General features: G+C 57.3%; 12 protein-coding genes. 3 read left to right on the top strand and 9 right to left on the bottom strand.

The window, feature by feature from the left end:
- Positions 1-173: 173 nt before the first annotated feature.
- Entirely contained in the window at positions 174-683 is a 510-nt protein-coding gene (locus ABD890_RS09715) for a DinB family protein (RefSeq protein ID WP_345088285.1), read from the bottom strand.
- A 72-nt stretch (positions 684-755) separates the two neighbouring features.
- Positions 756-1,391 (bottom strand): molybdenum cofactor guanylyltransferase, encoded by a 636-nt coding sequence (gene mobA, locus ABD890_RS09710; protein ID WP_345088283.1) that lies wholly within the window; start codon positions 1,389-1,391, stop codon positions 756-758.
- A 68-nt stretch (positions 1,392-1,459) separates the two neighbouring features.
- Here mobA and ABD890_RS09705 point away from each other — a divergent pair, with 68 nt between their 5' ends.
- The 3 genes from ABD890_RS09705 (at position 1,460) to ABD890_RS09695 (ending at position 4,969) form a co-directional block, all read left to right on the top strand.
- Entirely contained in the window at positions 1,460-2,278 is an 819-nt protein-coding gene (locus ABD890_RS09705; protein WP_345088281.1) for a formylmethanofuran dehydrogenase subunit C, read from the top strand.
- Positions 2,279-2,830: 552 nt separating this feature from the next.
- A complete protein-coding gene (locus ABD890_RS09700; protein WP_345088279.1) occupies positions 2,831-3,106 on the top strand; it encodes a DUF4212 domain-containing protein in 276 nt (91 codons plus the stop codon).
- 3 nt (positions 3,107-3,109) lie between these two features.
- Positions 3,110-4,969, top strand: a complete 1,860-nt coding sequence (locus tag ABD890_RS09695; protein ID WP_345088277.1) for a sodium:solute symporter family protein — start codon at positions 3,110-3,112, stop codon at positions 4,967-4,969.
- A gap of 147 nt (positions 4,970-5,116) precedes the next feature.
- Here ABD890_RS09695 and ABD890_RS09690 read toward each other — a convergent pair whose 3' ends face one another.
- The 7 genes from ABD890_RS09690 to ABD890_RS09660 form a co-directional block, all read right to left on the bottom strand.
- Positions 5,117-5,404 carry a hypothetical protein gene (locus ABD890_RS09690; protein WP_345088275.1) on the bottom strand — a complete coding sequence of 96 codons (288 nt, stop codon included), beginning with the start codon at positions 5,402-5,404 and terminating at the stop codon, positions 5,117-5,119.
- 351 nt (positions 5,405-5,755) lie between these two features.
- The gene (locus ABD890_RS09685) at positions 5,756-6,472 is read right to left on the bottom strand and encodes a winged helix-turn-helix transcriptional regulator (protein WP_345088273.1); all 717 of its coding nucleotides are present in this window, start codon (positions 6,470-6,472) and stop codon (positions 5,756-5,758) included.
- Between the two features lie 100 nt (positions 6,473-6,572).
- Positions 6,573-7,268, bottom strand: coding sequence for a phosphate signaling complex protein PhoU (phoU, locus tag ABD890_RS09680; RefSeq protein ID WP_345088271.1), 696 nt, complete (start codon positions 7,266-7,268; stop codon positions 6,573-6,575).
- 31 nt (positions 7,269-7,299) lie between these two features.
- A complete protein-coding gene (locus ABD890_RS09675; protein WP_345088269.1) occupies positions 7,300-8,133 on the bottom strand; it encodes a hypothetical protein in 834 nt (277 codons plus the stop codon).
- A 36-nt stretch (positions 8,134-8,169) separates the two neighbouring features.
- A complete protein-coding gene (gene pstB / locus ABD890_RS09670; RefSeq protein ID WP_345088267.1) occupies positions 8,170-9,024 on the bottom strand; it encodes a phosphate ABC transporter ATP-binding protein PstB in 855 nt (284 codons plus the stop codon).
- A 42-nt stretch (positions 9,025-9,066) separates the two neighbouring features.
- Positions 9,067-11,556 carry a phosphate ABC transporter permease PstA gene (locus tag ABD890_RS09665; RefSeq protein WP_345088265.1) on the bottom strand — a complete coding sequence of 830 codons (2,490 nt, stop codon included), beginning with the start codon at positions 11,554-11,556 and terminating at the stop codon, positions 9,067-9,069.
- Positions 11,553-14,252: a hypothetical protein gene (locus ABD890_RS09660; protein ID WP_345088263.1), complete on the bottom strand. Its 2,700-nt coding sequence runs from the start codon at positions 14,250-14,252 to the stop codon at positions 11,553-11,555. Before ABD890_RS09660 ends, ABD890_RS09665 begins: the two co-directional genes overlap by 4 nt.
- Between the last annotated feature and the right edge of the window lie 40 nt (positions 14,253-14,292).

Raw genomic sequence — 14,292 nt, 5'->3', positions numbered from 1 at the left:
TTTGAATTCGATTTTCCGCACAATCGTCGATGAAGTTTGTTACGTAAATTCAAGCGATTATTGGAAATATGTGGGTGGCGCACGCTCGGAATCGGATCAAGAAACGAACAAAGCACTCGCCATCGGGGATTTCGACGACGGGTGCTTCATTAGGATTGGTTGATGGATTCGGCTTAACGCAGGGGATCTTTGCCTGCCAGGCGACGCAGCAGACCCATCTGCCCCATGTGCATCATCGCGTGATACGGCAAGAAAATGAGCGTGTCGAACTTGGTCTTGAACAGCGGATGATCGGGCAGGCTAGGCTCGTCGAGCTGATCGAGCGTGTAGGTTTCCATCTCTTCCTTCAACGCGTCGTGCACCTTCTTGTAGATCTCGACCATGCGTTCCACCGACGGGTAGATCGTTTGGTCGGTCGAGGGAACGCTGCCACGGCCAAAGTGGGCCGAATAGCTTTCCGGCATCAGGGCGGCGTCATCCGCTCGCTTGCCTCGAATCCGCAGCATACCCAGGCCATAGGTAGCGATGGTGATGTGCCCGACCTGCCAGGCAATGTGGGTCACGCCTTCCTGAGGCATGCGGAACCACAACTCTGGTTCCAGGCCTTCGATGAATTCGCGAATCATATGGTCGGTGAAGGCGATCCGTTGCTTGGTCAGTTCCCATTGAGCTGCGTCAGCCATTCGATCATTCCAATAGCAGAAAGAGTTGAGTTGTCAGGTTGTTGTGTGGGGTAACGGCAATTGCCTTGCCGGCTAGGAATCAAGCGGATGTGCCAGCCCAGCCAATTGTAATGCCTCGCGATACGCTTCGGGCGTGTTCACATTCTTGAGCAAGCCTTGATGGGGATCGACGCGCGCGATCTCTTCCGGCGTGACCCAACACGTATCGAGCATTTCGATGCAGTCGAGCAGCTTCTGGTTACCTGAAAACAGAACTTCCTCGAATTTCTCCATCGCGCTGTTGGCATATACGGCGGCCAAAGGTTGGGGAAAACCCTCGTAACGAGGGATCACGGCATCGTGAAAACGTAAGCGAGCAAACAAAAGCTCGATTTGAACTTCCGAGACCAACGGCAGATCGCATCCCAGCACGATCGCGGCCTCGGACCAGCCGGTCACATACTTCAGGCCTTCATAGATCGCCGCCGCGGGGCCTTGGTCTTCCACGCGATCAGGCAGCATGGTTACGTCGTAAGGGACTTCCGGCAGTGTCTGTTCTTTGGCGGTCAGCAAGATGACATCCGACACCGCCGGCGAAACGATTCGAACGACACGTTCCAGCATCGTTTCGTCGCCGAAAGGAAGGTGCGGCTTCGATTGCCCCATGCGGCGACTGCGACCACCGCAAACAATCAACGCGGCTCGTTTGGAAAGGGGCACTGTGGTCATGATGTCGATTTCCGGGTCGGTTATATTGAAGGGGTCTTCTTTTTACTGCTCACCGGTTGGTTTGTGCGATGAAGCTCCGACTACGTCACGATATCACGGTCTCTCTCGATCTACGAGGCGTTTTGCCGTCGCGGCTGTTGCCGATGTCGGCCGACGAAGCTTCGCGCGTGACGGTTTGGCAGGGCAAACACCAGGTGCAACTCGGCGAGTTGTTCGATATCGAAGCGGGAGGGCGTCGGCCTGATACGCTGCGAATCATTGGCGACTTGTCGAAGGCGGACAACGTCGGGGCCGGGCTCGAGGCGGACTCGTTGTTCGTGCAAGGTCCGGTCGGAAACCACGCCGGGCAATCGATGACGGGCGGATCGCTGTACATTCATGGCCGCGTCGGCAACAACCTGGCGGAAGGCATGAAGGGGGGCTTCGTCAAGGTTCTCGGAAACGTCGGCGACCGCGTCGGCTGTCCACTACCGGGTGAAAAGCGAGGCATGGCAGGCGGAAGTCTGTTCATCTTGGGCACGGCCGGCAACGAAGTCGGACATCGGATGCGGCGCGGAACGATCGCCGTGGTGAACGACTGCGGCGATTACCTCGGTTACGAAATGCTGGCTGGCACGATTATCGTCGGCGGCGAAGCAGGCCAGTCGGTCGGTCTTTCGATGCGACGTGGCACGATCGTTCTCGGCCAGAACCAGGCTGGCGAACTGCTGCCGGGGTTCACACATGGCTGCCGGTTTCAACCGACGATGATTCCACTGCTGCAGCGCGAGTTCACGCGGTTGGAGGTGCCTGAGGCGGCTCGGTTGGTCTCGAAGGGAGCCGCGTACGATCTGTTCCATGGCGATCTGGCCCAAATGGGACGCGGCGAGATCTTGATGCCTGCGTAGGTGCCGTTTGGCGGTGCCTTTCCCCTGATCGAACGAGTTCGGGGTGTTGTAACCGCTACGATCGGCATAGCCTGCGCGCGGTGGGGCAAACCATGTCATGTCTGTCGCCGACTCGGTTGGGGTCGTACGTAGGGTTTAATCCTTTAAATCCGAGGGACGACGAAATGTGAAAAAAGAATGACCACATGCGTCGATACTTGTTTGTAGCCACGGATGGGTGAAGTGACTCATGGATGGGCAAGCGAAACCACATATGTTGGGAACGTAGCAAATGCCTGTCGAATTACTCCACGCTTGGTTAGGCGTCGCATTTCTGGCGACATGGGCCATGATTGGTCAAGTAACCTTGGAGCGGAATTAGCTGCACTCGGATCGTATCGGGAAAGGACACCAAAGCACAAAAGCTTTCCCCGGATCGTACCGATTTGCAGCTCTTCACCCCCTTTATAGGGTGCTTCTTTAGAACGCGTCTAGTTGACAGACGCAGCGGAATTGATTTTCCTAGCGGCAACTTTTCTTTTTCTTTCGAAAAAAAGCCCCTGGAAATCCCGCATGTCTTCGACCCCTCCTTCGCAACCTCCCGAGCCTAAGGTCGCCTATTGGCGTCAAAACCTGATGGTGATCGGCGTGCTGCTGTCGATCTGGGCCTTCGTAGCCTTCGGCTGCTCGGTCTTCTTTATCCAGTGGCTGAATCAATTCAAGATCGGAAACTTACCGCTCGGCTTCTGGTTCGCCCAGCAGGGAGCGATGTACGTCTTCTTGATCTTGATCCTGGTCTACGCCCTGGTGATGGACTACCTCGACCGCAAACATGACGTGAAGGAGTAGTCCATGGAATTTATGGAAATGCTTCCCTTGTTGGGAACGGCGTTGACGGCGACGCGTGCGTGGACGTTTACCTTCGTCACGATCACGTTCATGATCTACCTGTACATCGGGTGGCGTAGCCGCGTGACCGAGTCCGGCGAGTTCTACGTCGCCGGCCAAGGGGTCCCGGCCATCGCCAACGGTGCCGCGACCGCCGCCGACTGGATGAGCGCCGCATCGTTTATCAGCATGGCGGGTTTGATCAGCGGCCTCGGCTCGGATGGCTCGGTATTTCTGCTGGGTTGGACCGGTGGTTACGTGTTGCTGGCGATGCTGTTGGCTCCGTATCTGCGAAAGTTCGGTCAGTACACGGTGCCTGACTTCGTGGCGAAACGCTATTACAGCGAAACGGCTCGAATCGTCGCGGCCGTATGTGCAGTCTTCATTTCAATTACCTACGTCGCTGGTCAGATGCGTGGCGTCGGGATCGTGTTTGCCCGCTTCCTGGAAGTGGAAACCTGGCAGGGAGTCGTGCTGGGGATGATCATCGTCGGCGTGTTCGCCGTGCTAGGTGGTATGAAGGGGATTACCTGGACCCAGGTGGTGCAGTTCTTCGTGCTGATCGCGGCGTTCTTGATTCCGACGGTCGCTCTGTCGAGCATGCTTACCGATAGTTGGATTCCGCAGGTCGGTTTCGTTACTGGCGACATCAGCGAGAAGGTCAACCACATTCAGGAAGACCTCGGCTTCGCTTCGTATACGCAGCCGTTCACCAATTACGATATGGCGAACGTCTTCTTCATCATGCTCGCGCTGATGGCTGGTACCGCTGGTCTGCCTCACGTGATTGTGCGGTTCTATACGGTGGCCAACGTGCGTGCGGCTCGCTACAGCGCGTTCTGGGCGTTGCTGTTTATCTGCTTGCTGTATACGTCGGCTCCGGTTCTAGCGATGTTCGCTCGTTACACGATCTTGCAGACGCTGGAAGGTGCTCACATCGGCCAGGTCACCAAGGACGAAGGGGACGACAAAGAATACGTGCCGGTCTATCGGGTCGAGAAAGATGGCAAGGAAGTCCCGGTCCAGTGGGTCGAAACCTGGCAGAAGACTGGCCTGATCACGATCGACGATAAGAACAAAGACGGCATCCTGTCGCTGCGAAACGTCGATGGCAACTTCGACGAAGTGAAGATCGACAAAGACATCCTGGTGCTGGCGACGCCTGAGATCGCTCAGCTTTCTCCGTGGGTGATCGCCATCGTCGCGACCGGTGGTCTGGCCGCCGCCTTAAGCACGGCAGCCGGTTTGTTGCTGGTGATTTCAAGCTCGATGGCTCACGACTTGTACGTTCACTTTATCGAGCCAGAGGCGTCCGAACCGCGACGTTTGTTCATCGCTCGTATCATGATCATCGGGGCGATCCTGGTGGCAGGTTACTTTGGTATCTCTCCGCCTGGGTTTATTGGCGAGGTGGTCGCGTTTGCCTTCGGGTTAGCGGCTGCCAGCTTTTTCCCGATCATCTTCCTGGGGATCTTCGACAAGCGAATGAATCGTCAGGGGGCCACCGCCGGCATGTTGACCGGTATTCTGTTCACCGCCTTCTACATCATCGCGTGCCGCTCTGACCGCGTGCTCGGCTTTGCAGAGCCGCTCATGTCGCCATGGTTCGAGGGAAGCTCGTGGATTCCGAACGGCTTGCGGCCCGAAGGTGTCGGTGCGATTGGCTTACTGTTGAACTTCGCCGTGGCACTTGTCATCAGTCGACTGACGCCTCCGCCCCCGAAGGACGTTCAAGAACTTGTCGATAGTGTTCGTATCCCGCGTGGATCGCACGCTCCCGAAGCACACTTCGACGAAACTGACGCCGAAGCCGACAACCCGTAAGAAGCGTCGGCTTCCAGAAGATGGCCTCGCCCACAAATGGGCCAGGCTGTCGGGCAGAAGATCGAGATCTCAAGCGATCTCAGCGCATTAAAAAACATCGCGGTGATTGGACCGCGATGTTTGCGTGTTTTGTTTTGCGTGGCGAGCCTAGACCAGTTCCAGCGACGGAACCGGAGTCTTCGCGCCTTCGCGATAGCGATCGAGCAGTTCTTCTTCGACGAAGTAGGTCTTTCCTTCGTCCTCCGTATACAGACCCTTCAAGCCGGCAGCAGACTGGTCGGCGCGGGTAATTCTGCGGCAAGAGACCGCCAAGGCACAGAACTGCTCAGGATCGACGAAGTGAACGTTTTCCTGGCTTCGTAGAAGCTCTCGACGTTCCCACAGGGTTGTTCCGCTCAAACCACTATTCACTTTCAAACCGACCATGATTTCCATCTTCCTTCCTTCTTCATATCGACAATTCGATCGAAGAACATCATGGGAAGGAAATCCGTTCCATGTCGCAGGGTCTTCAATGACGCCTGATTAGCACGCGAATCTGCCGTGCTTTCCTGTCTTGGGAAGGAATCCTTTCCGATCGGCTTCGATTGCCGACCGTACTTGCTAGCACGGCATCCTTGGCGAACTTGATTGTCCCTGCGTTAAGGATCAGGGCAAGCTTCACCATTTCCGATTAACGATACCTTAATCGCTCGTTCACGTTCAAGTATCGAATACAGACTTTTGAACAAAAACCCGAGCGAGGTACTAGCCTGCCTCGGGCCGGTGGTTGTTGTCGTAAAGCTATTATAGGAAAGAGTTTATATTCCACGCGGGTTCGCGGAATCGGTAACCCACACCACGGACCGTTTCGATCAGGATGCCTTTGCGGTCGAGCTTTCCACGGATCGATTTGACGTGCACGTCGATCCGCCGGGTGCGGCTGGCCTGGTCGGACTCGGTTTCGGTCTCTTTGTCCTTGTGAGGCAGCCCGGCCGCCTCTTCCAGTTGGGCTCGCGTTAAGACATGCCCTGGCCGCGATAGCAGGGCCTGCAGCAGTCGGTACTCGGTCGGCGTCAGATCGAGTCGTTGCCCATCCAGTTCAACCAGGGCAAAGCGAGGGTCGAGCCGGACCCCGTGGCATTCGAGCACGGCCTGGGTGTCGACCGTTTGCCGGGCTCGATAGGTGAGCGTCTTGACCGACTGGGCCAGCAGGTCGAGGGCCAGCGATTCGGCCAGCTTCGAGTCATGCGTTGGGTCATCGATATCAGTCAAGCTGGAACCGGTCGGCGCGATCAGAATCGCCGGCGTGGTTTCGTCTCCCAGATTTCGCATTAGCGAACGGCACAAATCGAGGGTGTCGTTCTCGGGCAAGGTGCGCGACAAGACGACCACGTCAGGAACGTACTCCATCGCCTGCTGCAAACCATCGCGCATGCCTGCGGCATGATAGACCATGCAGCCGGTCTGCTGCAGGTTCTGGGCGACCGTGTATAACGGGCCGCCGGCTTTCTCGATAATCAAGATACTTCGCTGGGCCACAATTTGTCATCACGCTAGGGTAAAGGGAACTCGGAAGCCTTTTTGCCGGGGGTGTCCTTTCCTGAAGGCGTTAAGGGAAATCTCACGAAGAGCTTCCCTCGGGACTGTCTCGTAATTCGCGGTGCCGAACGATTTCACCTTCGACCCAATAGATGACGATCTCGGCGATGTTCGTCACATGGTCGGCGATCCGTTCGATATGTTTCGAGACGCCGGTGATCTCGATCATCCAGTCGATCTCGGTCGGCCTCGCTTGAATGCCTTCTTTCAACCACTGAAAGATCTCGCGATGCAATCGATCGAGCTCGCGGTCTTGGCGAATCAAGCGGCGGCAAATGTCGGTGTCTTGAGTGATAAAGGCGTCGAGGCTGTCTCGCAGCATCTCCATCGCTTTCTGGCTGGCTAACTTCAAGCACTCTGGCAACACCATCTGCTGCAGTGTGACGCCGCTGTCTCGTAAGCGATTGACGCATTCGGCAATGTTCACGGCCAGATCGCCGATTCGTTCCAGTTCGTGCCCGACCGACATCGACGACACAATCAATCGCAAGTCCGAGGCGACCGGCTGAAACAAGGCGATCGAATGCAGGCACTCTTCTTCGAGTCCCACGTCCATGTCGTCGAGTTCATCGTCGTTGGCGATCACCTCGATCGCGCGGTCTCGGTCGAGATCTAACAGGGCCAGCGTCGCCTCTTTAACTTGCGTTTCGGCATGGGTTCCCATGCTCAACAAGTGAGAGCGGATACCTTCGATCTGGCGAATCCAATGACGTGTCATTCGAGCGGTCTTTCCAATCTTCGCGTGGCCGTTACTGCTTAGGGACGCCGAGGAACGAATCGATCGTTCCGGCATCGGGGGCCTTGATCGTGGTACGGAGCGGGCCAGCTCCGATCCGGGTGACATGCTTTTCCGGAAAGCCTTTTTCCGGCAACGCGTTGGCGGCGTCGCTTCCCTGGGCGAAGACCCACGCTCGGCCATCTTCAAAGCGCGTGACAAAGCCAGGCTTGGTAAACAGGTAACCAATCGCGGTCTCGCGGCTGTCTGACTTCAACGTCTTGCGGTCGGGACCGGCGCCGGGCAGCGTGATATGTTTCTCGGGACCTTCTCCGTGCACCAGCTTGGCAACGTCGGGACTATCGAGCGAAAGCACCCACAAGCGGCCATCGATCAGCTTCGTGAAGAAGCCGACTCGGTTGAATGAAGCGTGGTCGCCCGAAGACTTCACCAGGGTACCATCCGCCAGGTAGTACAGTTCGTACCAATCGTCACGTTTCGGGTTCACGCCGGGGCGGCTGCGATAGAGCACGCTTGTTGCGAAAGGATTGCCGTCGCGCTGATGCTGGACCACCACGATCGAACCGAAGTTCAGTTTGCTGGGATCTCGGCTTGCGATCGAGTTCAACGAAATGACCCCCTCGCTGCCTGCCTCGGGCGTCGGGGCCGACGCGGGAATCGCCTCGACCGTCTGCCACTCGGGAAGGCGGTCGCTAAGGTAGTTCCAGAAGTCTTCGGCGAACTGCTGGTGCTCGGTCGATCGAACGGCGGCGTCTTCCGCACCGGCAGTCCGTGGCATGGCTTCCTGCATACCGAAAGCGACAAGCAGCGTGATCAGTCCGGTAAGAACTGGCAAACGAGGCAGCATGGTCGGCGTCCTTTCGCGAAGGGGAGAACGATACGATTAACCGAATCGACCGGTTACATAGGCGTTGGTTTCAGACAGCTTTGGCTTGGTGAAAATGTCGACGGTCGGGCCATACTCGACTAACCGGCCCAGGTACATGAACGCGGTGTAATCGCTGATTCGCGATGCCTGTTGCATGTTGTGGGTCACGATCAAGATGGAATACTCGCCGCGCAGCTCGCGGATCAAGTCTTCGATCTTGCCGGTGGCGATCGGATCGAGTGCCGAACAGGGTTCGTCCAGCAGCAGCACTTCTGGTTCGCTGGCGATCGCCCTGGCAATGCACAAACGTTGCTGCTGACCGCCGGAGAGGCTCAGGCCACTTTCGTGCAAACGATCTTTCACCTCGCTCCAGATCGCGGCACCTTTCAGGCTGTGTTCGCAAACGCCTTCCAGCACGCTGCGGCTTCGCTCGCCGTCAATCCGCAGAGGGTAAACCACGTTCTCGAAGATACTCATGGGGAAAGGGTTAGGTTTTTGAAAAACCATTCCCATTCGCTTGCGGAGTTCGATGACATCGACGCCCGGATCGCAGATCGAGCTTCCGTTGAGGTAGATGTCGCCACGGATCCGCACGGTATCGATCAGGTCGTTCATGCGATTGACGCAGCGCAGCAGGGTCGACTTGCCGCAGCCCGATGGCCCGACCAAGGCGGTGACCTGACCGCGAGGGATCGGCATGTTGATGTTGAACAAGGCTTGCTTGTCGCCATACCACAAGTTGAAGTTCTTGATCTCCAACGCGTTCTCTTCGCGATAGACCGCATCGTGGACGACCGGCGCGAAGTCTTGCCCCTGGGCGATCAGCTCGAGGCGGCTTGTTTCGGAAGATCCTGAAGAAATCTGGCTCATGGAGTTCGTCTTCTGGTGTTCACAAGGGAAGGCGGGCGGCGATTAAAACTGGCCTGACTGGAAACGCCTGCGGAGCCGAGCCCGCAGCCAGATCGCAAACAGGTTGAGGGTGGCGATCACGGCGATCAGCAACAGAGTCGTCGTGAAGACCATCGGTTTGGCCGCCTCGCTATTGGGGCTTTGGAAACCGAGATCAAATATGTGAAACCCGAGGTGCATAAAGCTGCGGTCGAGATGGACGAAAGGTGCTTGCGTATCGATCGGAAGTTCTGGGGCCAGCTTCAACACTCCGACCAGCATCAATGGAGCGACTTCCCCCGCGCCGCGTGCCATCGCCAGAATCATGCCGGTCATGATGCCTGGCAAGGCGTGCGGCAGCACGATGCGACGAATCGTTTGCCACTTGCTCGCACCGCAGCCATACGATCCTTCTCGCAGCGAATTCGGTACGGCGGCCAAGGCTTCTTCGGTGGCGACAATCACGACGGGTAGCGTTAACAATGCCAAGGTCAAACTGGCCCATAGCAAACCACCTTTGCCGAACGTTGGGTTCGGAAGACCTGCCTGGTAGAAGCCGTGGAAACCAGGCGTGAACGCGATCAAGGCGACGAAAGCAATCGTCGAAACGATCCACAGGACCAGGCTGATGATCCCGAGATGAGGCGTTCGCACCCGGGTCAATACCTTGCGGCTACTCAGCGAGTACGACGTCGTGATGAACGCCGTGAAGGCGGTCATCGCCAGGCCGGTCGCGGTAATCCACCACCAAAGCTTCGGCATCGTTGGCAAGTTGGCGTTAGCCGGACCGCCATCGATATAGGCCCCGACGACCAGGATCAAAAAGCCATAGCCAAACACACCAAACACAATACTCGGCACGCCTGCCAGGTTGTTGATGCTGATGCGGATGATGCTGACGACCGGGCCGCTCTTGGCATATTCGCGAAGATACAGTGCCGCCAGCACACCGAACGGAACGACGATCAGCGACATGATCATCGTCATCGCGACGGTACCCCAGATCGCCGGAAAGACGCCACCTTCCGAGTTCGCTTCCCGTGGATCGGCCAGCAGAAATTCGCCCCAACGGGCAAAGTAAACCTGCAGACGGCCCCAGTTATCGAGCTGATTGGCTGGGAAGGCCCGGACGATGTCGCCTAATTTCAAAACGGTCTCGGTCCCTTCCGCGGTCTTGGCATGCAGCCCATAGCGATCGTTCTGCTTTTGGATTTCGTTGATGCGATCTTGCATCGCCGCGATCTGGTTATCAACGTCAAATCGGACGTCGACATAATGATCGACCGCGCGGCGGGCCGAATCGGGAACTTCGCGAAGCAAGGCATCGATCTCGACCAGTCGCGACTCAATCCGCTCTTGATGGACGGTTCGATCCGCATTGAGGGCAGCGACCAGATCAGGTCCCAGCTTGGCCATTGCCGAGTCTTTGCCGAGGATGCGTTCGGCGCGTTGGACGATGCGGATGTCTTTTTGCTTTTCGTCCTGAATCTGCTTCAGTTCGATTCGCAGGTTATAAATCTCGTTTGCCAGCCCTTCGACAAAAACGTCGTGCTGAATCTCTTCGTCGCGCAGTTTCAAGCGAGCTTGTTCCTGGTGGCGACTGCTTTCGCCCACTTCATATCGCGCGATTCGATCGATCGCCTCGACACGTTCCCGGGCCGTGGCATGGTGCTTCTGATAGGCCGCATAGGTCTCCGCCGGACCATCGTAGATCTCTTGCACGGCAGTCAGATTCTGACCATCTTCCACGGCGTTTAATTGAACGGTCTCGCCACTCGCCAGCACGCCAATCAAGCCACTTTGCCCGCTCTGCTTTTGTGTGACGAAGCCTTGGGTATTTTCGGCTTCGAGGTGGGCCAGTTGCTCGCCGATTTCTGCGATCTCGCCGTCGAGACTCTCGAGCGTGGTGCTCCAGGTTTTCAATTCTTCTTCGCTGGCTTCGGAAGGGGCAACGAGCCGCGACTTCTGGTTGCGATAGAAGTCTTGGATATTGGCCAGGTCTTCTTCGTCCGACGAAATGGGACGGGGATAATTGATCACGAACCGTTCCGGAAAGCCGATGAAGCGGCCAAGCTTCGTTCGCTCGAACAGCATCGCCCATTCCGGCTGCGTGGCGGGCTGGTCGCTCAATTCCGCATCGGTGATCCAGCGATACGTTCCGCCAGATCCCTGGAATTCGAAGTTGTCGGTTCGGTATTGGCGGCGATGCGAAGTCTGCGGCTCGCTATCGGTGTTCGACGATTCGACCGTGTAGTCTTCTTCGTCGGTCAGTTCGCCCAGCAAGACGGTCCCATCTTGCAGGGTGATCTCGTAAAGCTGCCCAGGCCAGAAGCTCGACATGCCTTGATAGACGATCATCGCCAAAAGGCCGAAGATCATCAGCAAGGCCAGCGTCAGCGCGCCGCCGGAAAGCCAGATCATCGGTTCGCCCTGGGCCAGCACGGTCAAACCAGGACGCACCGTACGGCGATACTTTTGGGGTGGGCTCTCTTGTTTGTCGCGAGCTTGGCTCATAGCTGGTACGCACGCCTCCGGAAGTAAAGGCGTACGACCTCGGCCACCGTGTTGATCAGGAAGGTCAACAGGAACAAGACCAATGCCGACAGAAACAAGACGCGATAGTGCGAACTTCCTTGAACCGCTTCGGGAAGTTCGATCGCAATGTTCGTGCTTAAGGTGCGGAAGCCATTGAAGATGTTCCAGTCTTCAATCGGCGTGTTGCCGCCAGCCATCAAGACAATCATCGTTTCGCCAGCGACGCGTCCCAGGCCGATCATCATGGCCGAGAACAAACCGCTCATCGCCGTCGGAATCACTATCCGCAGCGTCGTTTGCCAGGCCGTCGCACCGCAGCCGAGCGACGCGGAACGAAGGTGAGCCGGAACGGTCGAAAGGGCGTCGTCGGCAATCGTATAAATAATCGGAATCACGGCGAAGCCCATCACGAAGCCGACGATCAACGAGTTCCGCTGGTCGTATTCACCGATGTAGCTGCCGCGGGGATCCCAGCCTGCCAGGTCCAACAGGCTGCCCAGCATCACGGCCAACAACAGCGTCCCGAGCGTCAGTCCCAAAAACTTGGCAACCGAAAGCAACGTGAACGGAAGACGGGGCATCTTCGCGATGCGATTTCGCCAATAAGTGCTGATGCCATAGCCATCGATCACCATCATCACCAGCGCGCTGAATGGCAGCAGGATTATCAGCCAACCGCCGACACCAGAGCCCTTGTCAGGATGGACGAGCCAGAACTTGATGTTCCCTAAGAACAACCAACCTTCAACCGTCGGACCAAGTTGATAAGCCAGATAGATCCCCAGCATCAGCACCGGCATCAAGAACCACAGCCGAAATGGTTGTAAACGAAGCGTGAACCACCGAGGCAGCAGTTGCCATAGGTACGCCCCCAGTAGGATCGTAAATGGAACCGTGAAGATCGAGGCCAGGCACGCCGGTATGATCTGCTCGACGATCGGCGCGAACACGAGTGCCGCGACGAAACCAAGTACAACACTCGGTAGGCTTGCCATCATCTCGACGGTCGGCTTTACCAATAGCCGCGTCCGACGCGTGCTGAATTCGCTGGTATAGATTGCGGCCAACAGGGCGATTGGTGCTCCGAACATCATCGAATAGAACGTCGCTTTGAACGTGCCGGAGACGAGCGGAAAGAGTGAGAACTTCAGTTCGTCTTCGATCTTCGACGAAGAACTTTGCCACATGTTCAGCGGCTCGGCGTAGCCTTCGTACCAGACCGGGAAAAAGAGCGAAGTGAGCGTGATGTCAGGGGCACCGGGCGAAAGTGCAAAGTGTGCGAACTGGCCGTCGGCTTCAATCAAAAGGCCATCGTCACGTGGTGCGATCTGGGCAAGCGTTACTTTGCCAGGGCTATCCATGGCAATGTCGGCGACATGCTTTTCGGTGGTCATGTGATAGAGCGAGCAGTCGCCCGTGTCGTAACCGACGAGGAACATCCGGCTTCGCGACGAGGCATCGAATGTCGAGACCGCCCCAGGCCCGATCGGAAACAGGTGGGCCTGCACCAACGCAAAACCATCGCTGCTTTCGCGGTCGGCGAACGCGTCGTCCGTGCGGTCGGCCAGGCGAATCGGAAACCAGCCTGAGACATTGCCGCTGCTGTCGCCGACGAAGAGCGTCTCTCGCCCTAAGATCCAGTCGCATGCGGTCACCGTGGCATCGGAGCCTGGCAGCAGGTCTACGTTCTCGGCAACGTGAATGTTCTTCGTGTCTCGAATGTCGAGCCGGGTCAGCATCCCTTGCGAATCGATTGCGTAGGCGTGATTGCCCAGGCCATCGATGCGGACAAACTTCGGCGGCTTGCCGGTCGCATTTTCGGGAACGTCGAACAGCGACGACTGCCACTTCGCTTTGCCGGTCAAGAGGCTCTTCTTTTCGCTGACCTTGCCAAGCTTGAGCTGGGCATCTTCGGTGAGGGCGACGAAGGTAATCGAACGCCCGCCGAGGCTACCGCGTCCAGTCGACTCGGTCAGATGATCCAGCAAGCGGATCGGTGCGTCGGCGACTTTCACCGGATCGGTCAGCGTTGCTTGAACCTTCTGGGCACGGTACTGTCCCTGCGAGGTCATTTGCACGACCTGGTCTTTCAAGATCGCCGTGTCGCCTGGTTCGTTAAGCTGGGCTGCAGGCGTTTCGCGAAGCCAGTCTTTGATTTCAACCGGATCGATAAACTGGGTCTGAAAACTGAGGTCGGCCGTGCGAATCGTTCCGTCCGTCATCCCCAGGACCAGCCCGGTCTCGCCGGTGGAAGTCGAGATGGCGGAGATTTCGCCGTCGTCGATCAACTTCTTCTCGTGAACGACATCGAACGAGGTGACCGCTTTGTCTTTTTCCGCCGTCCCTTTGGCGTCCGGCGGAATCAGGCGAACGACTTGCAGTGTGCCGTCGCGGGTCAGCAGCCAGCCCATGGTCTGGTATTCGTTCACCTCGAAGTGAACTACTTCGCCTGACTGCCAGGAGGTCTTGCGAACGCTAAGCTCCGACACCTTCGCCGAGCGGAATAGAGGCAGCACCTCCATCACCAGAACCAACGCCACCAGGCAGACTGCCACGATCGTGCCGATCCCGCCGACCGTGATAACCCCTTCGGAAACGATGTCTGAGAACCGCACACTCCAGTGGGTTTTCAGCCTGCGTTTGCGTCCGGTGAATCTTGGCTGGGGGCCCGTCATGAAATCGCGAGAAACCTTGAAACCGCCTTGTCAGGCCGGA

Source organism: Bremerella cremea (assembly GCF_039541315.1).
Lineage (GTDB): Bacteria > Planctomycetota > Planctomycetia > Pirellulales > Pirellulaceae > Bremerella > Bremerella cremea.
The sequence above is the reverse complement of the archived record's forward strand: the minus strand, read 5'-3'. Positions and strand labels throughout refer to the sequence as shown.

Excerpts from the sequence above, each read along its gene's own strand:
- ABD890_RS09690 (WP_345088275.1), bottom strand. The coding sequence starts at position 5,404 with ATGGAAATCATGGTCGGTTTGAAAGTGAATAGTGGTTTGAGCGGAACA.
- ABD890_RS09675 (WP_345088269.1), bottom strand. The coding sequence starts at position 8,133 with ATGCTGCCTCGTTTGCCAGTTCTTACCGGACTGATCACGCTGCTTGTC.
- ABD890_RS09700 (WP_345088279.1), top strand. The coding sequence starts at position 2,831 with ATGTCTTCGACCCCTCCTTCGCAACCTCCCGAGCCTAAGGTCGCCTAT.
- ABD890_RS09660 (WP_345088263.1), bottom strand. The coding sequence starts at position 14,252 with ATGACGGGCCCCCAGCCAAGATTCACCGGACGCAAACGCAGGCTGAAA.
- mobA (WP_345088283.1), bottom strand. The coding sequence starts at position 1,391 with ATGACCACAGTGCCCCTTTCCAAACGAGCCGCGTTGATTGTTTGCGGT.
- phoU (WP_345088271.1), bottom strand. The coding sequence starts at position 7,268 with ATGACACGTCATTGGATTCGCCAGATCGAAGGTATCCGCTCTCACTTG.
- ABD890_RS09695 (WP_345088277.1), top strand. The coding sequence starts at position 3,110 with ATGGAATTTATGGAAATGCTTCCCTTGTTGGGAACGGCGTTGACGGCG.
- ABD890_RS09705 (WP_345088281.1), top strand. The coding sequence starts at position 1,460 with ATGAAGCTCCGACTACGTCACGATATCACGGTCTCTCTCGATCTACGA.
- pstB (WP_345088267.1), bottom strand. The coding sequence starts at position 9,024 with ATGAGCCAGATTTCTTCAGGATCTTCCGAAACAAGCCGCCTCGAGCTG.
- ABD890_RS09715 (WP_345088285.1), bottom strand. The coding sequence starts at position 683 with ATGGCTGACGCAGCTCAATGGGAACTGACCAAGCAACGGATCGCCTTC.
- ABD890_RS09665 (WP_345088265.1), bottom strand. The coding sequence starts at position 11,556 with ATGAGCCAAGCTCGCGACAAACAAGAGAGCCCACCCCAAAAGTATCGC.